Genomic DNA, 20,685 nt, shown 5'->3' with positions numbered 1-20,685 from the left:
TGAACCGTCCCCAAATGGTAATATCCGCCCACGTCGCGTACGGTGGGGAAACAATGAGCATTACCGAAAACGCTACCGGCGGCGAGTTTGAGCCGGATATGAATCTGTCGGAATCTCAGGAAAACCCGCAGGATGCCGTGGCCGAACAGGCCGCTGACGAAGGCACCAGGGACGCGGGCACTTCTGAGCAGAGCGACGCTTCGGCCGAGACCGAAGCCACTGCAACCAACGGGGCCGACAACGCTCCGGACACCACTGAAGACACCGTTGAGCCGGCCCAGGATGCGGAGGAGCCCGAGAACGGCTTCGACAAGCTGAGCCTGCCGGAGCGCGTCGTCGAGGCCGTGAAGAAGGTCGGCTACGAGCAGCCGTCCGCCATCCAGGCCGAGACCATCCCGCTTCTCATGCAGGGCCGCGACGTCGTCGGCCTCGCACAGACGGGCACCGGCAAGACCGCCGCCTTCGCGCTGCCGGTCCTCTCGCGCATCAACGCCCAGGACCGCTTCCCGCAGGCCCTCGTCCTCGCGCCGACGCGCGAGCTCGCCCTGCAGGTCTCGGATGCCTTCCAGTCCTTCGCCGACCACCTCGGCGGCATCTCCGTGCTGCCGATCTACGGCGGCCAGGCGTACGGCATCCAGCTCTCAGGGCTGCGCCGTGGCGCGCAGATCATCGTCGGCACCCCGGGCCGCGTGATCGACCACCTGGAGAAGGGCTCCCTCGACATCTCCAACCTGCGCTTCCTCGTCCTCGACGAGGCGGACGAGATGCTCAACATGGGCTTCCAGGAGGACGTCGAGCGCATCCTCAGCGACACCCCCGACAGCAAGCAGGTCGCGCTCTTCTCGGCGACCATGCCCAACGGCATCCGTCGTCTGTCCAAGCAGTACCTCAACGACCCGGCTGAGGTCACGGTCAAGTCGGAAACGCGCACGAACACGAACATCACGCAGCGTTACCTGTTCACCGCGCACCGCAACAAGCTCGACGCGATCACCCGCATCCTCGAGGTCACCGAGTTCGAGGCGATGATCGTCTTCGTGCGCACCAAGCACGAGACCGAGGAGATCGCCGAGAAGCTGCGCGCCCGCGGCTTCTCCGCCGCCGCCATCAACGGCGACATAGCCCAGCAGCAGCGTGAGAAGACCGTCGATCAGCTTCGCGACGGCCGACTCGACATCCTGGTGGCCACCGACGTCGCCGCCCGCGGCCTGGATGTCGAGCGCATCAGCCACGTGCTGAACTACGACATCCCGAACGACACCGAGAGCTACGTCCACCGCATCGGGCGCACCGGCCGTGCCGGCCGCACGGGCGAGGCGATCCTCTTTGTCACCCCGCGCGAGCGCCGGATGCTGCGTTCCATCGAGCGCGTGACCAACGCGACCATCGATGAGATGGATCTGCCGACCGTCGACGAGGTCAACGAAAGTCGCAAGATGCGCTTCATGGACTCCGTGACGGAGGCGCTCGAGTCGAGCGACCTGCAGATCTTCAAGTCGATGGTTCGCGAGTACTCCTCGGCGAACAACGTCCCCATGGATGACATTGCCGCCGCCCTCGCCATCCAGGCGCAAACCGGCGACGAGTTCCTCATGAAGGAGCCGCCGAAGGACAAGCGCGACCGCCGCGATCGCGACGACCGCGGGGGACGCGATGACCGCTTCGGTGGGCGCGACCGCGGTGGCCGTTTCGACCGCGACGACCGTCGGCGCGACGACCGCGGACCGCGCGGTGGCCGGGGCGACAGCGAGAACTTTGACACCTACCGCCTCGCGGTGGGCAAGCGCCAGCACGTGCGCCCCGGCGCGATCGTCGGTGCCCTCGCCAACGAGGGTGGCCTGAACTCGAAGGACTTCGGCCGCATCACCATCGGCGGTGACTTCACCCTCGTGGAGCTGCCGAAGAACCTGGACCGCGGTGTGCTCGACCGTCTCTCGGACACCCGCATCTCCGGTCAGCTGATCGACATCAAGCGCGACCAGGGTTCGGCACGCGGAGGCTTCGCCGGCGGCGGCCGTGGGGGCCAGAATGACCGCGGTGGACGCGGTGGCTGGAACCGCGATGACCGAGGAGATCGTGGTGACCGCGGCGGACGCGGCGGCTGGAACCGTGACGACCGGGGCGACCGCGGAGGGCGTGGTGACCGCGGCGGACGCGGCGGCTGGAACCGTGACGACCGGGGTGACCGCGGTGGACGCGAGCGCCGGGAGTGGCGGGATTAGTCCCACCGCATCCTCATAGCCTGAACGCCCCCTCCCTATACCGTTGCTGAGACGGAACCGGGAGGGGGCGTTTTCGCATGCCTGGAACCCCGGCCGAAGGGAATCGCACTGCGGCGACCGCAGCCGAGGGTGGCTGCGTAACGCCCGAGGTTCTTCCGAAGTTCTGTAGAGAAGGATCGGGCATCTAGCACCGGTGGGCCCAAGCATATTCTTCGAGCCGGGAAACGGCCTGCCCGTAGGGGTGGTTTGTGGCAACCTGCAATCCCGTCCAACCTAACAGGGTTCCCATCCCTTCCCAGAAGTTTTCGTTATTCGCAGCTCCCTCAACTTTCTTATGTGTGCTCAGGATGTAGCTGACCGTCGGTTCTAACTCCACCCGGTCTTCGGGTGGGGCATTGTTGTAGATTACGCGGGCGTGGTCATCTATGGTGGTGGAGTTGCTTATTGTGTCCCGGTCGAGGTGTATGAAGTCTTCTACCGCCGAGCAGAAGGCCTCTTGGCGCGCCTTTTCACGAGCCTCCGCTTCCTTCTTTTCGCTAGAGGTGCACCCGCAAAGCGTTCCCCCCAGAAAACTCAGCGCAAGAAGCGTAGTGGCTAACTTCTTCATATGAGCATTCGCCTCCTAGTCAACCTCAATGTGTTGCTGGCTCCAGATTACAAAGGGGGTCCCGCAGTCTCCGAAGGGGAACAGGCCGCCAGTATCGTTAGGTTTATAATACAAAATATATCCTAAAATTGAATCCCAGCTTTTAGATAAATGCAAATGGCTGTTACAGAATATTCAGCGTCGTCTCAGGTATTGGCGGAGCTCGGTACTTGGGATGCTCCATCGGTCTCAGAAGGGGTGCGATTCAAGGAGGCGCTGAAGGCGGTGGCTACTCGTAAGTCCGTTTATTTGGATGGCAATTGTCCGTAAATTCGACCCGTTTCAACGGAGCGCTTGGTTTGGAGCTGCCCTAGGGGGTGGCACTTATCTTTGGTCCTAGCTCTCCAGTAATTGCGTGGACGCTGATCTAAGCGCGGGTGCGTTGACTCGTGCACCTACGCGCTCGATGGGCCCTTCTGCAGGTGTTCTTAAGCCGCCGTAGCCAAACATCATCCGAACTGCCGGCGTGGATCCCAAACAGATTGCACCATCCTAGTGCGGGTGAGCGGGATTCTCGTGCACTCATGAAACGGCTCCAAAGTCTGCAAAAAGGCCGCGGCCAACAAGCCGCGGCCTTCGGAGTGGACTCCAGCGCCTCTATGCGCCGGGGGCGGGGAGGAACATGAGGATGAGCACGAGGAACCATAGAAGGTTGAACACGCCGGCTCCAGCGGCGGTCTTCGCCTTCGCGCTTTCAAAATTGGACGTGCGATCCGCGGGGTCGGCTTCACCGGGGGCGAGCGCGCCCATGCTGCCCATGATCTTGCGCTGCTGCGGCACGACCATGAAGAACAGGATGGCCCAGGCGATCACCGAGAGGATGATCGCGGTGTGGAACCAGTAGTTGGTCTTGTAGTCGCCCCAGTCCGCGATGAGAACAGCGGCACCGAGGAGGGGAACAAGAAGGGAGAGGACGCCGTATCGGTTGGTGATGCTGTGCAGCATTGCGGCGCGGCCGGTTGATTCCTCCCCGCCTGCGTGAGCCTTCTCGGCTTGGCCGGGGAACATGGATGTGGCGACCATGACGGGTCCGAGCAGTAGGATCGCCGCCGCCACGTGAACAAAAACAAGGATTGTATGCATGGCCCCAACCTTACGGGACGGCAGCGGTTGATCCGGGATTCAACTCCCGAGGTACCACGAGGCTGCGGCGCGCAACAAGCCCGGACACCCCCGAGCAGACGAGTCGGGAGGCCCGCAGGTCCTGGCGCGGAAGAGGCAGCTGGTACTCGCGCGCCACGGCCACCAGCTGGCGGGCGTAAGCGCAGCGCGCCCTGCGCTGCGGAGGCATCCACTCGCCGGGGAGCTGGTCTGACTTGCTCTGGTTGGCCCTGGAGGAGGTGACCACGAGGTTGCGCGGGTCGTTGGCGAAGGCGCGGCGGCGCTCCTCCGGCCAGGCGTGGGCGCCCAGGTCCCACGCGGCGGACAGGGGCACCACGTGGTCGATCTCCACGTCGCCGGGGACGAGGGCCTTGCCGGTGTAGGGGTCGGTGATCGGGTCGACCGACCAGTCGCGGTGCGGGGTGCGGCAGGACTCGGCCGAGAACGCGCGGGCCATGGCTGTGGTGCGGGTGGTGCAGCCGTCGTCAAGCTTCTGCCACCCCTCGCCGAACGCGGCGCGCGAGTAGCCGAGGACCGTCGCGCGCTGGGCAACGGTGGGAGGTGCCTCGAAGCGCGACATGCCGGTGGGGAAGGGGATGACGAGCGCCGTGAGAAGCGCGAGGACGACGAGGAAGGGGCGCATGCCCCGCTTAGACGGCAGCGGAGCCGTCCGGGTTCCCGGGGAGGGTGCGGCCCGCGCGCTCCCCGCGCACCTCGTCGAGGGCGTCGGCGAAGGTGGACTCGGGGTGGCGCACCGCGTAGGCGGTCACGTCGACGGCCTCGTCGAATTCCTCGTCAATGCCGGGCCGGCGGCGGGTGAGAAGTGACACGGCGACCATCGCGAGGGTGGCCAGGACGACACCCGGGACGATCTCGTAAATCAGGCCGGAGAGCGCCTCGGAGGAGCCCCAGACGAAGACGGTGACCGCGCCGACGATCATGCCGGCGATGGCGCCGGGGGCGGTGAGGCGGCGCCAGTAGAGCGAGGCCACGACGACCGGCCCGAACGCGGCACCGAAGCCGGCCCAGGCGAAGCCGACGAGGCCCAGGATCGTGTCCGAGGGGTGGATGGCCAGGAGCATGGCGATGACCGCGATGGCCACCACCATCGAGCGGGACAGCACGAGCAGCGTCGTGTGCGAGGGTGCCTTTCGGGCGACGATGCGGTAGAGGTCCTCGATGAGCGCGGAGGAGGTGATGAGTAGCTGCGAGGACATCGTGGACATGATCGCCGCGAGCACGGCGGTGAGGACGATGCCGGCGATGAGCGGGTGGAAGAGGATGCGCGCCAGGTCGAGGAAGATCGTTTCGAAGCCGGTCTGGTCGGTCACGTTGTCGGCCTTCTGCGCGAAGAAGACGGTGGAGACCAGGGCGGTGAACACCGCCCCGAGATAGCAGAAGAACACCCAGAAGGTGCCGGTGCGGCGCGCCGAGGCCGCCTGGGCGGGGGAGCGCAGCGCCATGAAGCGGGTGACGATGTGCGGCTGGCCCACGTAGCCCAGCCCCCAGGCGAGGTTGCCGATGATCGTCGCCGCGGACACGCCCGCGACCATGTTGAAGTAGGTGGGGTTGCCGTCCTGCCACGGGCCGTAGGGGTGGTCGGTGGCGAAGGAGAAGATGTCGGCGGGGTGATCCAGGGCGAACAGCGCCATGACGGGGACGATGATCAGTGCGAGGAACATCAGTGCCCCCTGGACCACGTCGGTGTAGGACACCGCGAGGAAGCCGCCGATGAAGGTGTAGAGCACCGTGATCGAGCCGACGATGAGCATGCCCGTGAGGTAGTCGCCGTGGAAGGTGGACTCGAAGTAACGCCCGCCGGAGACCATGCCCGAGGAGACGTAGAAGGTGAAGAAGACGATGATGATCACCGCGGCCACCACGCGCAGGATGCGGGAGGTGTCGTGCGTGCGGTTCTCGAAGAAGGACGGCAGCGTGATCGAGTTGTTGGCCACCTCGGTGTAGGAGCGCAGGCGCGGGGCGATCCAGCGCCAGTTGGCCCACGTGCCCACGAACAGGCCGGCCACGATTCACAGCTCGCTCATCCCCGCGACGTAGAGGGCGCCGGGCAGGCCCATGAGCAGCCACCCGGACATGTCGGAGGCGCCGGCGGAAAGGCCCGCGACGAAGGGGTTGAGGCCGCGGTCCGCCAGGACGTAGTCGTCGTACTTGTCGGTCTTGAGCCACGAGTAGAACCCGATGGCGACCATGACGCCAAAGTACAACACAATGGCCAGGACGAGCCAGAAACTGTCAGTCATCTATCCTCCGATGGGCGCAGGGCGCGGGAAACAATGGGGGCGTTCAACAATCCATTGAGGGTACTTCACCGCCTGACCGCTCACGCGCAGAACCAGCGATTTTGGCCCCGCGTGGTATAAGGGTGGTTATGCCAAAATTCCTCCTGCACGGGCTCTGGTTGGCCGAGTCCGGCCTCAACCTGTGGGTTGAGCAGGTGGAAGGGCACAAGATCGTGGTGCCCTCGCAGGTGCCCTCCGGCACGTTTCCCCCCGCCGTCGAGGCCGTGCTTGACGACGCCCACTTCCGCCACCGCGCCCGCATCCGGTTGCAAACCCCCCGCGGGCGGCAGGTGAATCTGAAGGTGCCCACCGCCGCCTACGCCCCCGAGGGAGCCGTGGCGCTGCTGGCGGGTCTGGCCTTCCTGGACGACCGCAACCCGGCCGCCTCCGCGGCGCAGCGCGAGGCGATCGCCCCCGACCTGTACTGGCTGATCCGCGCCTACACCGGCGTGAGCCAGTTCGTCCGCGCCGGCCGCGTAAGCATCCACGTGCCCTACCGCGAGGGGCTCTGGTACGCCGAGTGGCAGCTGGGCACCGGCGTGGAGGAGCGCGGCTGGCTGGCGGAGATGATCGCCGCCGCCCCCGGCGTGCTGACGGTGAACAACCCGAACCTGAGCGAGAACATCGCCCAGACCCTCGTGCACTGGGTGGCCACCGCGCTGCTGCGCGGGGCGCAGGAGGAGGACCGGCCCTACCCGTGGCACGACTTCGTCCACTCCCTCCTCTACGCCGCACCCCTGCGCCGCGGCGGGGGGCAGCTCTCCCAGCGCGTCAGCGAGTGGAACGGCTCGATCACCGCGGTGAACCTGCAGCTGGTGTTCATCGTCGAGCAGCCCGCGGACCTCGAGGATGAAGGCGGGTCCGAGTGGACCGACTCCGGCGTGACGGGCGCGGCGGTGCAGTGGCCCGTGCGCGTCCAGGTGCGCGCCGGCACCGACTCGCCGCGCCCGATCCACCTGGCGGATTACGACGCGCAGACAGCCCAGACCCTGCGCCGTGACTTCGCCCGCGCCGGTGAGATAGTCGAGCTGGTCGACCCCGAGCGACACCCCCGCCAGCCGTGGACACCCCTGACCGGCAACGAGGGGGAGTGGGACATCTACCTCACCACCGAGGAGATCGTCCGCTTCATCACCGCCGACGCGATCAAGCTTCGCGCCCGCAACTTCGCCGTCATGCTCCCGCGGGCGTGGTCCCAGGCGGAGACGACGGCCAAGCTGCACGTCACCCGCGGTGGCGACGTGCACGACTCCTCCACCACGACCAACTTCGGCTTTGACACCCTGGTCAACTACGACTGGCGCATCTCCGTCGGCGGGGTGGAGCTCACCGAGGACGAGATGGCGGAGCTGGTGCGCTCCAAGTCGGGCCTGGTGAAGCTGCGCGGCGAGTGGGTGCTTGCCGACGGCAGGGCGTTGGCCAAGACCAAGAAATACATGTCGCAGCTGGCGCAGTCCTCCCTTGGCGAGGGCGGTGGCGAGACCTCCGGTGTGGTCACCGCCGGCGAGCTGCGCGAGCTCGCCGTGGAATCCGCCGCCGAGGCGCCGGTGGAGTTCACCGGCTCGCCCTGGTTCACCTCGCTCGTCGGCGGCACCGACCGTCCCGCGCCCGAACGCGTGGACATTCCCGGCACCGTGGCCGCGGAGCTGCGCGAGTACCAGCGCCGGGGCGTGGACTGGCTGTATTTCATGTCCCGCAACAATCTCGGCGCGGTGCTGGCCGACGACATGGGACTGGGCAAGACCCTGCAGCTGCTCGCCCTCCTGGCGGTGGAGCACGAGCAGGGACGGGCGCAGGGCCCGACGCTTGTGGTGGCGCCGACGTCGGTGGTGGGCAACTGGGCGCGCGAGGCCGCCCGCTTCGTCCCCGGCCTGCGCGTGGGGGTGCACCACGGCCCCGCCCGCCTGAAGGGGCGGGCCCTGGAGGAGGAGATCGCGAACACGGACGTGTTCATCACCTCCTACGGCGTGGCCTCGCGCGATGTGGAGGCACTGGCGCGCACGCGCTGGGACCACGTGGTTTTGGATGAGGCGCAGGCGATCAAGAACGCGGGCACGAGGGCGTCGAAAAGCGTGCGGGCGATTCCCGCCCGGCACCGCATCGCGCTGACCGGAACGCCGATCGAAAACAAGCTCAGCGAGCTGCGCAGCCTCCTGGACTTTGTCAACCCCGGCATGCTCGGCTCGCAGACGTTCTTCCGCAACTACTTTGCCAAGGCCATCGAGTCGCGCCGCGACGAGGATCTCGCCGACGAGATGGGAGAGCGCCTGCAGCGCCTCACCGCGCCGTTCATCCTCCGGCGGCTGAAGACGGACCCGACGATCATCGACGACCTGCCCGAAAAACAGGAGAGCGTCCTCGCCGTGGAGATGACCGCGGAGCAGGCCGCGCTGTACAAGGCGCTTGTCGACGACATGAAGCGCGAACTGGAGGAACGCGAGGGCATGGCCCGCAAGGGGCTCGTCCTGGCGTCGATCACGCGGATCAAGCAGATCTGCAACCACCCCGCCCACTTTCTCGGCGACGGCTCCCCCGTGACCGTTAAGGGCAAGCACCGCTCGGGCAAGGTGGAGATGCTCATGCAGCTGCTGGAGCAGGCGGTGGCCTCGGACCAGCGCGTGCTCATCTTCACTCAGTACAAGGCATTCGGCGACATCCTGCAGCCCTACCTGGCGCAGCGCCTGGGTGAGCCCGTTCCCTTCCTCCACGGCGGGGTGGGCAAGAACGCGCGCGACGCGATGGTCGCGGGCTTCCAGGCACCGACGGGCCCGCGGGCGATGCTGCTCTCGCTCAAGGCGGGAGGCACCGGCCTGAACCTCACCGCGGCCTCGGTGGTCATCCACATGGACAGGTGGTGGAACCCGGCGGTGGAGAACCAGGCCACAGACCGTGCCTTCCGCATCGGGCAGGACAAGAACGTCTCGGTGTACAAGCTGATTACGCGCGGCACGTTGGAGGAGTCCATCCAGGACGTTCTCGACGGAAAGATGCACCTCGCCGGTGCCGTGGTCGGCGAGGGCGAGGGCTGGATCACCGAGCTGGGCACCGAGGAGCTGGCCCAGCTCATGAGCTACAGGGGGCAGGAGTAATGGCCGAGCGGCCGAGCGAGGACAACGTCATCTACGCCAACTTCGGCGCGCGCCGCCGGGTGGAGCGGCCGGAGGAGGCGGGCAGCACCGGGGAGTCGGTGGTGCCCATTGCCGGGCACTCCCGGGCCGCGCGCCGGGTGCTCCTCGCGGCGCTGCGTAACACGGACCCGCAGCGGGCGAAACGCGGCCAGCAGTACGTGCAGGAGGGCAAGGTCCTCGAGGTCACGCCGCGCCCGGCGGGCTTCGACGGGGTGGTCGCCGGCAGCCAGAACGACCCTTTCACGGTCTCCCTGCAGCTGCCGCGCCGCAGCGCGCGCGACATCCAGCAGGCACTGGAGCACCTGGCGCGGCGGGCGGGGAGCGTCGAGAAGGCGAAGCGCGGGGAGTTCGACGAGGAGGTGCTCTCGCTGCTCATCGCCCCCGACGACCAGGGGATCCGCTTCTACTGCACCTGCCCCGACTCTGCGCCCGTGTGCAAGCACGCCGTGGCGGTGGCGGAAAAGGCGGCCGAGCTCATCGACGCCGACCCCTCCGTCGTCTTTGCGCTGCGCGGGCTCAGCCTGCCGATGATCGAGCAGGGGGTGCGCAACCAGGCGGCGGCCGTGGCCAAGGAGAATTCGGCGGAAGGCTCGGAGTACTTCTGGTCCGGCCGGGAGCTGCCCGAGCTGCCCAGGCCAAAGGTGGCGCCGATGGTGGACGACTCCGATTTGGACCTGCTGCACCGGGCGATGCAGACGGTGTCCTTCACCAACATCGACCAGATGCGGGCGGTGGCGGACATCGAGGACCTCTACGACGAGTTGACGCGGTAGGTTTGCGCAGGCCAGGGGCGTGTCCGGGTGGCGTGCTAAACATTGACCTATGAGCGCCGTGACCTTCATCCACACCTCCGACCTGCAGCTCGGCATGACGCGGAAGTTCCTGCCACCCGAGGCGCAGTCGCGCTTTGACGACGCCCGGCTCGCCGCCGTCGCCCGCCTGGGCGAGCTAGCCACCGAGCGCGGAGCCGAGTTCATCGTCGTGGCCGGGGATGTCTTCGAACACAACGCGCTGGAGAAACGCACGCGCGGCCGGGCGCTGGAGGCGCTCAAGGCGCTGCCGGTGCCCGTGTACCTGCTGCCCGGGAACCACGACCCGCTGGTGGCGGACTCGATGTTCGCCCGCACGGCCGACCTGGACAACGTCTGCGTGCTGGGCACGTTCGAACCGGTGGTCGTCCGGGAGGGGGTGGAGATCGTCGGCGCGCCGCTGATGGCCAAGCACGCCTCGGAGGACCTCGTGGCCCGGGCGCTGCGCCCCCTGGAGCCCACCGGGGCGATCCGCATTGCCGTGGGGCACGGGCAGACGCAGGCGCGCTCGGGCGAGGCGGCGCCCGACACCATCGACCTGGCGAACGTGGAGGCGCGCCTGGCCGACGGCACCATCGACTACCTGGCGCTGGGCGACACGCACTCCACGCAGTCGCTCGGTTCCACCGGGCGGGTGTGGTTCTCCGGTTCGCCGGAGACGACGGACTTCCACGACCACACCCCGGGGGTGACGGGCAACGAGACGGATTCCGGCAACGCCCTGGTGGTCACCGCGCAAAAGGGCGGCGCCGAGGTGGAGAAGGTCCCGGTGGGTGCCTGGACCTTCGACGCGCTGCACTGGGACGTCACCGACGCAGACGACGTCACCCGCGTGCTTGAGCAGCTGGCGGCGTACCCGGACAAGCCGCGCACCGTGGTGAAGTACTCGCTGTCAGGCACGCTGGGGCTGGAGGCGACCCGGCAGCTGGAGCAGGGTATCGCCGAGCTGCAGCCGGTGTTCGGCGCGCTCTACGAGCGGACCCGGCTGATGGATCTCCACCTCGAACCCGGCGACGAGGAGCTGGCGAACCTCCCCCTGAGCGGATTCGCGAGCTCGGCTATGGCCGAGCTCGTCTCCGCGGCGGGCGCGGGCGACGCCACCGCCCGCGACGCCGTCAACCTTCTCTTCCGACTGTCCCAGGAGGCCTGAGCACCGTGCGCATCCACGACCTCATCATCGACAACGTCCGCGCGATCCGGCACCTGGAGCTGCGGGACCTGCCGGACACGGGCGTCATACTCATCCACGGCGAGAACGAGGCGGGCAAATCCACGATCCTGGACGCCCTCGACGCCGTGCTGAACGTGCGGCACACCTCCGGGGGCAGGGAGATCCGCGTGCTCGAACCCGTGGGCCGGGACGAGGGCCCCNNCCGCGAGGCCGACGACAAGCTGGAGGCGATCCTCGCCGAGCACCTTGACGCCGACCTCGCTGCGACCCTCTTCCTGCGCCAGGGTGCCGCGGACCCGGGCATCGCCGCCGCCGGCATCCCCTCGGTCACCCGCGCGCTGGACGAGGGCGCGGACGGCACCCTCGCGGGCACCGAGGACACCGAGCTCATGGGGCGGATTGCCGCGGAGTACGGGGAGTACTTCACCGCCCAGGGGAAGAAGAAGGCGGGTTACGCGGGGCTTGAGACCGCCGCGGCCAACGCGCGCGAGGCCGTGGAGGACAAGCGGGCCCAGGTGCAGCGGCTCGCCGGGGCCGTGGACGAGGTGGAGCGCCGCAACGCGGAAATCAGCGCGATTGACGCGGAGTTGCCGGAGGCGGAGGCAGAGCACGCGCAGCGGGCCGCCGACGCGGAGGCGGCGCGCGAGGTCAAGGCCCGCGCCGACGCCGCCCGCGAGAAGCAGGAGCGCACCGAGGTGGACCTGCACCGCGCGGAGGGGGACCTCGCCGCGCGCCAGGCCGCGCGCGAGGGGGTTGAGGCGCTGCGGCGGGAGGCGGCCGAGCTGGCCGCGCTGCTCGAGCCCGCCGCCGAGCGCGCCCGGGAAGAGAAGGAAACGATCGAGCGCCTCACCGCCGCCCGCGACGACGCTCGGGAGGTCGTCCACGGCGCCCGGGAGGCGTTGAAGGAAGCCCGCCGCGCCCACGAGGCGGCCCGCGCGCGGCAGCGCCTGACGGAGCTCACCGAGCTGGTGGGCACGCTCGACCGCGCGGATGCCGAGCTCGACCGGGCGCTCGCCGCTCGCCCCGCCCGCACCGTCACGGACGAGGAAGTGCGGCGCATCGAAAAAGCCGCCAGCGAGGTCGCCCTGCAGCGCAGGCTTCTCGACGCCACCTCCGCCAAGCTCGACATCACCGCCGAAACTGCTTCGGTTGTGAGCGTGGACGGCACCGACGTCGAGGTCGACGGTACCGCCACCGTGGCCCTGAGCGAGGGCACCACCCTCACCCTCGGCGGGTTCACCGCCGTGTACAGGGCCGGGGCGGTTAGCAGCGGGTCCGGAACGGCTCTAGAGGACGCCCAACGTGACCTCGCCGACGCGCTGACCACCACCGGCTGCGCCGACGCGGAGGAGGCGCGGGCCAGGCGCGACGAGCATGCCCGCTTGGCCGCCGAGCTCGACGCCGCCCGCGCCCGCCGCGACGAGCTCACCGCCGGCACCGACGGCCGCGAGCTGCGCGCCGAGCTGGCGAGATTGAAGGAGGAGGCCCCGGACGCCGCGGGAATAACGGAGGGCGAGGCCCGGGTTGCGGTCGCCGAGGCGGAGCGCGCGCTTGACGGCGCCACCGAGAAGGCCGAGCAGACCGAGGCAGCCCTCAAACCCTGGGGGGAGCGCGCGGCTTCGGCGGAGCTGTCGGTGCTGCAGACGAAGAAGGAGCTCAAGGACGCGCAGATCGCGGCCGCGGAACGCGACCTCGCCGCCGCCGAGGAGTCGACCCCGCTGGCGGGCCTGGAAGCGGCGGTCGAATCCGCCGCTGCCGCGCTGCGCGGCATCGCCGCGGAAGCAGCGACGCTGGAGGAGGAAGTCGCGGGCGTGAACCCCGCCCTCGCCGAGGACCTGTTGAAGGGCGCCGCCGCCCGCCTTGCCAACCTGCGCGAGCGCCGCGCTCAGGCGGACCGGCGGGTCGCCGNNCGCGCCGAGCTGGGCAGCCAGATCGAGGTGGCGGCGGGCGCCGCGGAGCAGCTCGACCGCGCCGAGGCGGTGCTGGAGGCCGCGGAGCTGGACCTGCACCGGGCCACCCGCAGGGCGGAGGCGGTGAAACGACTCTGGGAGACGATGTGCGCGCACCGCAACGCCGCCCGCGCCCGCTACGCCGAGCCCTTCGCCCGCGCCCTGAACCGGTACGCGGCGGTGGTGTTCGGCCCGGACGTGGAGTTCACCCTGGGGGAGAACCTCGAGGTGCAGGCCCGCACCGTCGGGGACACGACGGTGGCGCTGGACCAACTTTCAGGGGGAGCCCGGGAACAGATGTCCATCCTCACCCGCTTCGCCATCGCGGAGCTGGCGGGGCGCGGCTCGGAGGGCCGGGTGCCCGTTCCCGTCATGGTCGACGACGCCCTCGGTGCCACCGACCCCGACCGCCTGGCCCTGATGAACTCGCTGTTCACCAACGTGGGGCGGGACGCGCAGGTCTTCGTGCTCACCTGCTTCCCCCGACGCTTCGACCGGGTCACCGCGGCTCGTACCGTGTCGATGGGTGAGCTGAAGGGGTGACGCCGCCCAAAACGGCAGGTGGGGGCCTTCCGGATATTTCGCGGCCGGTGGGGCCCGTAGTAACGTGCGGGTCATGACCACACCACCGCGTTGGCTGAACGACGAAGAACAGGCACTGTGGCGATCATTGCTCGCCGCATCGAGGAAGGTCGACCGCGTCATCGACGAGACCCTCCAGGCCGGCTCCGACCTCTCCGCCTCCGAGTTCGCCGTTCTGGTGGCCCTCAGTGAGTCCGAGGAGCGCAAGATGCGTCTTCGTGAACTGTGCGCGTGCCTCAACTGGGACCGCTCCCGGACCTCCCACCAGGTCACCCGCATGGAGCGCCGCGGCCTGGTGAGCAAGTGCAAAAGCCCCGGCGACGCCCGCGGGGTGCTGGTGTGTCTCACCGACGAGGGAATGACGCGCCTGGAGCAGGCCGCCCCGGACCACGTCGAGAGCGTGCGCCGCACGGTGTTCGACCACCTCGACCCGGCGGACATGCCCGCGCTGCGCCGCTTCCTCGACGGCATCGAAAACGTCTCCAACGTCCCGGGCACGCCGGGGTTCAGCGGCCCGATCTCCCGGGCGGTACCCGCCGAGTAGGGGCACCCCGAGACACATGTCGGGGTGCAAATCAGGGTTTTCCCCGTTGTCGGAGGCAACCCCCGAGCGTTGAATGGGCTGTATCAGGTCCACGACTCCGAAAGGGATACACAATGTCCATGCAGAACCCGTCCTACAACAACCAGCCCGCCCGACTTACCCGCTCGCTGACCGACCGCTACGTCGCCGGCGTCTGCGGCGGCATCGCACAGCGCTTCGGCATCGACTCCACACTGGTGCGCCTGGGCTTTGTCGCGCTGTCCCTGACGGGTTTCTTCCCCGGGTTCCTCGCCTACGTCGTGGCGTGGATGGTCATGCCGCGGGGAGTGTGACTGTTCGGCGGGGCGGGCCCCGTAAATGAGCGCCTATAAATGAGCGCCAGTCTGGTGAATTCCCCGGCCGATCTCGCGGCCACCAGACTGGCGCTCGTTTAATGGCGCTCATTTGAGATCCAACCGCATCTAATCCAGCGCCGTCAGGTAACGGCGCGTCGTAATGACCCGCCGCGCCGCATCGAGAAGTGGGCGAACCGCACGCCAGAACAGGTTGGAGGGCCGGGACACCGCCTCGATGACAAACACGACCTGCCCGCTACCGCGGCGCTCAACAAGGAAGCTTTCCTCGCCCGACTCGGGGTGGCCCGGAAGAGTGCCGTAGGAGAATCCCCGGCGGTCGGGCTCGTCGACGACGTCGGTGACGCGGCAGTAGAAGCGCGCGGGGCCTAGGCAGGGGCCGAGGCTCATCTCGACGATCGCGCCCGGCCGCACCTGAGTGCACGTCGTCCGAACCCGGAAAACACTCCGCTGCGGGGCCCAGTGCATCAACCGGTCGGAGGCGGCATCGAAACCGGAGGGGATGACCCTTTCGTAGCGCACCCGGTCGTAGTCCGTGGAAGCACCGGGGGAGAAGGTCAGGGCCTGGAGACGCTTCACCTTTTCAATCTCGGCCGGAAGAAGAGCGACCTCGCGCATCTAACCCCCAAAAAACTTGTGTCCCCGACAGGATTCGAACCTGCGACCTTCGGTACCGGAAACCGATGCTCTAATCCACTGAGCTACGAAGACAATCGCCACAGAAGCAAAGGTGCCCTGCAACGAATAACAACCCTAGCACCCCGCCCGGGCGGGGTGACAAACGCCCCGCTACTGCGCCTCGAAGTAACCCGGCGCATCTGTGGCGGTGACCTCGCCGGTGCGCAGGTAGTCCACCACGATGCGGTCGACGGCCTTGTTGCCCAGTGCGACGTGCCCGTGGCCGGGGCCGTGGACGGTCACGAGGTGCGAGCCCATCTCACCGGCGATGGTGCCCCGACCGAAGTAGGGCGTCTGGGGGTCATTGGTGGCGTTGATCTGCAGCGGGCGGACCTTCAGCCCGGCCCCGCTGAGCGGGATCCGGCCCGCTACGGGGGCGGCACCGGAGCAGTACGCGCCCGAGCCGATGGTGGCGCTGGGGATGGTGAACAGGTCGCCGGTGACGTAGGTGGCCCAGGCGGCGGTGGGCAGCAGGGAGTAGTCCGGGGGAGTGACGTTCTCGTTGCACATCTGCACCGCCTGCAGCTGCATGAGTGCGACTGTCTGGCCCTGGAGCTCGTCGATAAGCGCCTGCGAGGGCCGGGGCCGATCGATGGCGGGCAGGGTGCCGTTGGTCGCCCGGGCGAGGGTATCCCAGTTCATGGCCTGAGGCAGCATGGTGCGCGTCTCGGACAGGAGCGGGGAGTTGATCTGGTTCGCGCCGGGGTGGAGCAGGCGGGAGACGATGCCCTGGCCCTCGACGCGCGCCTTGCCGGTGGCGGTGAGCGCGTCGGCGCCGGGCTGGCCGACGGCGGCGAGGGCGGGCGGCAGATCCCCGACCTGCGCGGGCGGGGGCGTAACGGTGGGGTTGGTGCCCGTCTCGGCGACGACGCGGTTGGACCAGTACTGGTAGGCCTTCAGCGGTGTGTCGCCCATGTGGTAGGTGGCGTCGTTGGCGGCGACGAAGGCGAAGTACTCGTTGAGCACGCGCTCGTAGGCGCCCTGCTGGTCGCGCATGAGCTGCTGCCACTGCGCGTCGGGGTCCATCGCGGAGTCGAGCACGACCCGATCGGTCGACTGCGGGAACAGGCTGGCGTAGGCGGCACCCAGGTAGGTGCCGTAGGACAGGCCCATCACGGAGATGCGTTCGTACCCCAGGGCGCGCCGCGCGGCATCCCAGTCACGCGCGTTGGTGTCGGTGGTGATCGTCTCCGAGTAGCCGGGGCGTGAGCCCTGGCAGGCGGCGCGGCTCTGCGCGCCGGTGTTGACCACCGATTCGACCTGGTACTTCACGGCCGAGGAGAGGTCCGGGGTGGGCGGCGCGGGGCACTCCAGCGGGGTGGAGTGGAGCAGGCCGCGGGGCTGGACGGTGACCAGGTCCCACTCGTTGCGGATCTCCTGCGGCCAGGTGAAGCCGGCGTCCTCGTTGCCGAAGTAGGTGTAGGCGTCACCGCCGGGTCCGCCCGGGTTGCCGAAGAGCACACCGCGGCGTGACGCCGGGTCGGCGGCGGGGATCCTCATCACGCCGACGGAGATGGTGGGGCCGGCCGGGTCGTCGTAACGCATGGGCGTGTCGAAACTGCCACACTGCGCGCCCGCGGCGGTGACGGTGGGCGGGCACGTCTCCCAGCGGATCTGCGGGGCGGCGGGGGAGTCCTGCGCCGCGGCGGACGGGGCACACAGTGCGCCCGCCGTGAGGGCGAGTGCGGCGCCGAGGGCGCTAGCGGCGCGGGACAGGGGTTTTGCTGGCGACATGCCGGGCCTTTCCAGGGTGCGGACACCAGTTGTGCGGTGTTCTTTATGGTCCGTGGCTCATCCTAACGGGCGCGGTGGACATCGCGGGACGGGAAACGCCGGCAGCGCGAAGGGCCGGCCACCCCTGGCGGGGGACCGGCCCGTGCGCTGCGGGTTCGAGCGGTTAGGCCACGAGCATCACGATGAGGTCGCGCGGCCCGTGCACGCCCTCGACGCGGACGAGCTCGATGTCGGAGGTTGCGGAGGGCCCCGAGATCATGGTCGAGGGCTTCTCCGGGTCGATCCGGGCGATCATCTCCGGCACGCCGTAGACGACCGAGGCGCGGCGGACGATGACCACGTGGCGGTCCGGCACGAGGCTGAGGGCGCGGCGCCCGCACACCTCGTCGGACTCGAGCGTGATGGTGCCCGTCTGCGCGGAGGTGACGTGCGAGTCCGTGACCACGGCGTCGACGGAACCGAGCTCGCGGGGGTCGGCGGAGACGTCGTCGGGGCGGGCGGCGCCGTCGAAGTCCGCGAAGAGCGCGGGGTCGAGGCCGGGAGCGTAGACGACGTCCCGGCAGCCTCGACCCCGGAGGACCTCGGCCAGGTCGCCGGCGAGGGTGTCCTCGGTGGTGTCGACCACGTCGGCCTTGTAGTCGATCAGGCGGTCGATGAGGATCTCGCGGAGCTGCTCGGGGGACAGATCGGAGGTGGTGCGGTACTCGCGGACGACCTCGACGTGGTCGGGGGCGTCGGAAAGCTTGTGCGCGTTGCGGATGCGGGCGAGGATCTCCCTCTTGGCTTCCTTGTTGCGCGCGGCGTCGTTGCGTGCGGCGTTCACGGTTACTTCACCTCTCCGGTGCGGTCGTCCTCGAAATTCGTCTTCCCCGTGTCCCTTCCCGGGATGCCCTCGGCGCGGGCGTCGGCGAGCAGCTTCTGCGCCTCGTCCGTGTCCCACCAGGAACGGAATGACTTCTTCGGCGGCACGGCGACATCGCGGTAGTTGGTCCAGCCGGACATCGGGGCGGGCAGCGTCTCGATCTGGTGGTTGAACCCGCCGAGCACGCGGCCGAGGAACATGAGGCGCACGGCCTTGTCCCACAGCGCAGGCTTACCCCACAGCAGGCTGATCGTGCCAAAGGCCTTCGACTCGAGGAACGGGGTGTGCTCCTCGGCCTTCTGCCGGCGCAGCTCCAGGAGGATGTCGGTGATGGGGATCTTCACCGGGCACACCTCGTCGCAGCGCCCGCACAACGACGACGCGTAGGGCAGGGAGGCGTTCGGGTCCTCGGCGGAGTCCATGCCCGTCAACTGCGGGGAGATGATCGCGCCGATGGGTCCGGGGTAGGTCGAGCCGTAGGAGTGGCCGCCGGCGCGCTCGTAGACGGGGCAGACGTTGAGGCAGGCGGAGCAGCGGATGCACTTCAGGGCCTCGCGGCCGATCGGGTTGCTCATCGCGGCGGTGCGGCCGTTGTCGAGCAGGACGATGTGGAAGTTCTGCGGGCCGTCACCCTCGGTCACGCCGGACCACAGCGAGGTATAGGGGTTCATCCGCTCGCCCGTGGAGGAGCGGGGCAGGAGCTGGAGGAAGACGCCGAAGTCCTCGAAGGAGGGCAGGATCTTCTCGATGCCCATGACGGAGATGAGCGTCTCCGGGAGGGTGAGGCACATGCGGCCGTTGCCCTCGGACTCGACGATGGAGACGGTGCCGGTCTCGGCGATGCCGAAGTTTGCGCCCGAGATGGCCACCTTGGCCTTCATGAACTGCTCGCGCAGGAAGGTGCGCGAGGCCTCGGCGAGGTCGTGCGGGTCCTGGGTGAGCGAGTCGTCGGTGTTGGGCATCTTGTCCACGAAGATGTCGCGGATCTCGGCGCGGTTGCGGTGGATCGCGGGCACGAGGATGTGGGAGGGGAAGTCCTCGCCGAGCTGCACGATGAGCTCGGCCAGGTCGGTCTCCCGGGCGTGGATGCCGGCCTTCTCCAGCTCCTCGTTCAGGGCGATCTCCTGGGTGGCCATCGACTTGATCTTGACCACCTCGGTCTCACCGGTTTCCTCGATGAGGCCGCGGATGATGTCGTTGGCCTCGCGGGAGTCGCGGGCCCAGTGCACGTGGCCGCCGCGGGCGGTGACGGCCTCCTCGAACTGCTCGAGCAGCTCGGGCAGGCGGGCGGCGACGTCGCGTTTGATGGTGGAGCCGGCCTCGCGCAGCTGGGCCCAGTCGTCGAGCTCGTCGACGACGGCCTGGCGCTTGATGCGGATGGCCGTGGTGGCGTGGTTCAGGTTGTGGCGCTTGGTGGCGTTGTCGAGCTCGAGGTGGGCCCTCTTCTGGAACTTGACGGCGCCGCGGAGGTGGTTGGGCCCCTGCGCGCGCGGGGGCATCGTCGGTTGGCCGAGTGCGACCTTCACAGCATTGTCTCCTTCGAGTAAACGGCCGAGGTGGGAGTCCACGGGTGCTCCTTCGTCGAGGCCAGAATTTCGGCGATGTGCAGGGCGCGCACGCCCAGGTGCTGGCGGCTCATGGCGCCGGCGATGTTCATCAGGCAGGAGGAGTCGCCCGCGGTGACGTACTCGGCCTGGGTCTCCTTGATGTGGCGGGTCTTGTCGGAAACCATGGCGGCGGAGACCTCCGACATCTTCACGGCGAAGGTGCCGCCGAAGCCGCAGCACTCCTCGCGGTTGGGCAGCTCGACCAGGTCGAGGCCCTCGACGTTGCGCAGCAGGTCGTAGGGGCGCTGGCCCACCTTGAGGATGCGCTTGGAGTGGCAGGACTCGTGGTAGGTCACGCGGTGGGGGAAGAAGGCGCCCACGTCCGTCACGCCGGCGACGTCGGTGATGAACTCGGTGAGCTCGTAGGTCTTCTTCGCGGTTGCCGCGGCGGCCTCGGACAGGCCCTTGGAGCCGTACTTTCCGGCCAGGTCCGCGTGCTGGTGGCGCACGGCGCCGGCGCAGGAGCCGGAGGGGGCCACGACGTAGTCGATGGAGGGGTCGGAGAAGGCGTCGACGTAGGACTCGATGATCGGCAGCGCCTGCTTCTGGTACCCGGTGTTGATGTGCATCTGTCCGCAGCAGGTCTGGCCCTCGGGGAAAACGACCTCGTAGCCGAGGCGGGACAGAACGAGCGCGGACGCCTTGTGGGCATCGGGGAACAGGGCGTCACCGATACAAGTAGAGAACAAAGCTACTCGCATGAGGGGCTCCTTAAACAGCAAGAAAGTGGTGGAGAGTGACACAAACGGGGCGGGGCTGACGGGCACGCGGTTCAGTTTCCGGCCGAACGCGCGCCCGCGCCGGGGGCGGACAAGGACCCCCGACGGCCGTGGCCGGGCCGCGGACTCCTTGCCCTCCACATTTACCGCTGTTGGGCCGGCGGGGAGGAACCGGCACGGGTATGCCTTGACTCACACCGCCCGCACGCTGCGGCAAAAAGGGTGTGCGCAGCGCTTTCCGCCCGGGCCGGGCCACGGGCCGGGCGGGGGCCTACCGGAA

At 68.6% G+C, this 20,685-nt stretch carries 15 protein-coding genes, 1 tRNA gene and 1 pseudogene; 7 read left to right on the top strand and 10 right to left on the bottom strand.

Features of this window, described 5'->3' with window-relative positions:
• The first annotated feature begins 53 nt into the window (after positions 1 to 53).
• Positions 54 to 2,222, top strand: coding sequence for a DEAD/DEAH box helicase (locus tag B3611_RS09195; protein WP_291314777.1), 2,169 nt, complete (start codon positions 54 to 56; stop codon positions 2,220 to 2,222).
• Between the two features lie 184 nt (positions 2,223 to 2,406).
• On the opposite strand, the gene B3611_RS09190 is transcribed toward B3611_RS09195, so the two are convergent.
• From B3611_RS09190 to putP, 4 genes and pseudogenes are all read right to left on the bottom strand, one after another.
• Complete coding sequence (locus tag B3611_RS09190) at positions 2,407 to 2,829, bottom strand: hypothetical protein (protein WP_291314776.1); 423 nt, start codon at positions 2,827 to 2,829, stop codon at positions 2,407 to 2,409.
• Between the two features lie 636 nt (positions 2,830 to 3,465).
• The gene (locus B3611_RS09185; protein WP_291314775.1) at positions 3,466 to 3,951 is read right to left on the bottom strand and encodes a DUF2269 domain-containing protein; all 486 of its coding nucleotides are present in this window, start codon (positions 3,949 to 3,951) and stop codon (positions 3,466 to 3,468) included.
• A gap of 10 nt (positions 3,952 to 3,961) precedes the next feature.
• A complete protein-coding gene (locus tag B3611_RS09180; RefSeq protein ID WP_291314774.1) occupies positions 3,962 to 4,612 on the bottom strand; it encodes an HNH endonuclease family protein in 651 nt (216 codons plus the stop codon).
• A gap of 7 nt (positions 4,613 to 4,619) precedes the next feature.
• Positions 4,620 to 6,230: pseudogene (gene putP, locus B3611_RS09175) on the bottom strand (sodium/proline symporter PutP).
• 128 nt (positions 6,231 to 6,358) lie between these two features.
• Here putP and B3611_RS09170 point away from each other — a divergent pair.
• The 6 genes from B3611_RS09170 (at position 6,359) to B3611_RS09145 (ending at position 14,784) form a co-directional block, all read left to right on the top strand.
• Positions 6,359 to 9,358 (top strand): DEAD/DEAH box helicase, encoded by a 3,000-nt coding sequence (locus B3611_RS09170; RefSeq protein ID WP_291314773.1) that lies wholly within the window; start codon positions 6,359 to 6,361, stop codon positions 9,356 to 9,358.
• The gene (locus B3611_RS09165; protein ID WP_291314772.1) at positions 9,358 to 10,170 is read left to right on the top strand and encodes an SWIM zinc finger family protein; all 813 of its coding nucleotides are present in this window, start codon (positions 9,358 to 9,360) and stop codon (positions 10,168 to 10,170) included. The genes B3611_RS09170 and B3611_RS09165 overlap by 1 nt, the downstream gene beginning before the upstream one ends.
• 49 nt (positions 10,171 to 10,219) lie before the next feature.
• Positions 10,220 to 11,356, top strand: a complete 1,137-nt coding sequence (locus B3611_RS09160) for a metallophosphoesterase family protein (RefSeq protein ID WP_291314771.1) — start codon at positions 10,220 to 10,222, stop codon at positions 11,354 to 11,356.
• A gap of 5 nt (positions 11,357 to 11,361) precedes the next feature.
• Positions 11,362 to 13,869: an ATP-binding protein gene (locus B3611_RS09155; protein WP_291314770.1), complete on the top strand. Its 2,508-nt coding sequence runs from the start codon at positions 11,362 to 11,364 to the stop codon at positions 13,867 to 13,869.
• A gap of 73 nt (positions 13,870 to 13,942) precedes the next feature.
• Positions 13,943 to 14,452 carry a MarR family winged helix-turn-helix transcriptional regulator gene (locus tag B3611_RS09150; RefSeq protein ID WP_291314769.1) on the top strand — a complete coding sequence of 170 codons (510 nt, stop codon included), beginning with the start codon at positions 13,943 to 13,945 and terminating at the stop codon, positions 14,450 to 14,452.
• Between the two features lie 113 nt (positions 14,453 to 14,565).
• Positions 14,566 to 14,784 (top strand): PspC domain-containing protein, encoded by a 219-nt coding sequence (locus tag B3611_RS09145; RefSeq protein ID WP_291314768.1) that lies wholly within the window; start codon positions 14,566 to 14,568, stop codon positions 14,782 to 14,784.
• 129 nt (positions 14,785 to 14,913) lie between these two features.
• On the opposite strand, the gene B3611_RS09140 is transcribed toward B3611_RS09145, so the two are convergent.
• The 6 genes from B3611_RS09140 to B3611_RS09115 form a co-directional block, all read right to left on the bottom strand.
• On the bottom strand, positions 14,914 to 15,423 hold the full coding sequence (locus B3611_RS09140; protein WP_291314767.1) for a DUF1990 family protein: 510 nt from the start codon (positions 15,421 to 15,423) through the stop codon (positions 14,914 to 14,916).
• A gap of 19 nt (positions 15,424 to 15,442) precedes the next feature.
• A tRNA-Arg gene (locus tag B3611_RS09135) sits at positions 15,443 to 15,516 on the bottom strand.
• A gap of 78 nt (positions 15,517 to 15,594) precedes the next feature.
• Positions 15,595 to 17,217, bottom strand: coding sequence for an alpha/beta fold hydrolase (locus B3611_RS09130; RefSeq protein ID WP_291314766.1), 1,623 nt, complete (start codon positions 17,215 to 17,217; stop codon positions 15,595 to 15,597).
• A 163-nt stretch (positions 17,218 to 17,380) separates the two neighbouring features.
• Entirely contained in the window at positions 17,381 to 18,040 is a 660-nt protein-coding gene (locus B3611_RS09125; protein ID WP_291314765.1) for a LutC/YkgG family protein, read from the bottom strand.
• A 2-nt stretch (positions 18,041 to 18,042) separates the two neighbouring features.
• The gene (locus tag B3611_RS09120; protein WP_291314954.1) at positions 18,043 to 19,578 is read right to left on the bottom strand and encodes a lactate utilization protein B; all 1,536 of its coding nucleotides are present in this window, start codon (positions 19,576 to 19,578) and stop codon (positions 18,043 to 18,045) included.
• Positions 19,579 to 19,601: 23 nt separating this feature from the next.
• A complete protein-coding gene (locus B3611_RS09115; RefSeq protein ID WP_291314764.1) occupies positions 19,602 to 20,387 on the bottom strand; it encodes a (Fe-S)-binding protein in 786 nt (261 codons plus the stop codon).
• Positions 20,388 to 20,685 lie beyond the last annotated feature (298 nt).

This window comes from Corynebacterium sp. UBA2622, from assembly GCF_002339505.1.
Taxonomy (GTDB): domain Bacteria; phylum Actinomycetota; class Actinomycetes; order Mycobacteriales; family Mycobacteriaceae; genus Corynebacterium.
The sequence above is the reverse complement of the archived record's forward strand: the minus strand, read 5'-3'. Positions and strand labels throughout refer to the sequence as shown.

Excerpts from the sequence above, each read along its gene's own strand:
- B3611_RS09195 (WP_291314777.1), top strand. The coding sequence starts at position 54 with ATGAGCATTACCGAAAACGCTACCGGCGGCGAGTTTGAGCCGGATATG.
- B3611_RS09190 (WP_291314776.1), bottom strand. The coding sequence starts at position 2,829 with ATGAAGAAGTTAGCCACTACGCTTCTTGCGCTGAGTTTTCTGGGGGGA.
- B3611_RS09185 (WP_291314775.1), bottom strand. The coding sequence starts at position 3,951 with ATGCATACAATCCTTGTTTTTGTTCACGTGGCGGCGGCGATCCTACTG.
- B3611_RS09180 (WP_291314774.1), bottom strand. The coding sequence starts at position 4,612 with ATGCGCCCCTTCCTCGTCGTCCTCGCGCTTCTCACGGCGCTCGTCATC.
- B3611_RS09170 (WP_291314773.1), top strand. The coding sequence starts at position 6,359 with ATGCCAAAATTCCTCCTGCACGGGCTCTGGTTGGCCGAGTCCGGCCTC.
- B3611_RS09165 (WP_291314772.1), top strand. The coding sequence starts at position 9,358 with ATGGCCGAGCGGCCGAGCGAGGACAACGTCATCTACGCCAACTTCGGC.
- B3611_RS09160 (WP_291314771.1), top strand. The coding sequence starts at position 10,220 with ATGAGCGCCGTGACCTTCATCCACACCTCCGACCTGCAGCTCGGCATG.
- B3611_RS09150 (WP_291314769.1), top strand. The coding sequence starts at position 13,943 with ATGACCACACCACCGCGTTGGCTGAACGACGAAGAACAGGCACTGTGG.
- B3611_RS09145 (WP_291314768.1), top strand. The coding sequence starts at position 14,566 with ATGTCCATGCAGAACCCGTCCTACAACAACCAGCCCGCCCGACTTACC.
- B3611_RS09140 (WP_291314767.1), bottom strand. The coding sequence starts at position 15,423 with ATGCGCGAGGTCGCTCTTCTTCCGGCCGAGATTGAAAAGGTGAAGCGT.
- B3611_RS09130 (WP_291314766.1), bottom strand. The coding sequence starts at position 17,217 with ATGTCGCCAGCAAAACCCCTGTCCCGCGCCGCTAGCGCCCTCGGCGCC.
- B3611_RS09120 (WP_291314954.1), bottom strand. The coding sequence starts at position 19,578 with ATGCCCCCGCGCGCGCAGGGGCCCAACCACCTCCGCGGCGCCGTCAAG.
- B3611_RS09115 (WP_291314764.1), bottom strand. The coding sequence starts at position 20,387 with ATGCGAGTAGCTTTGTTCTCTACTTGTATCGGTGACGCCCTGTTCCCC.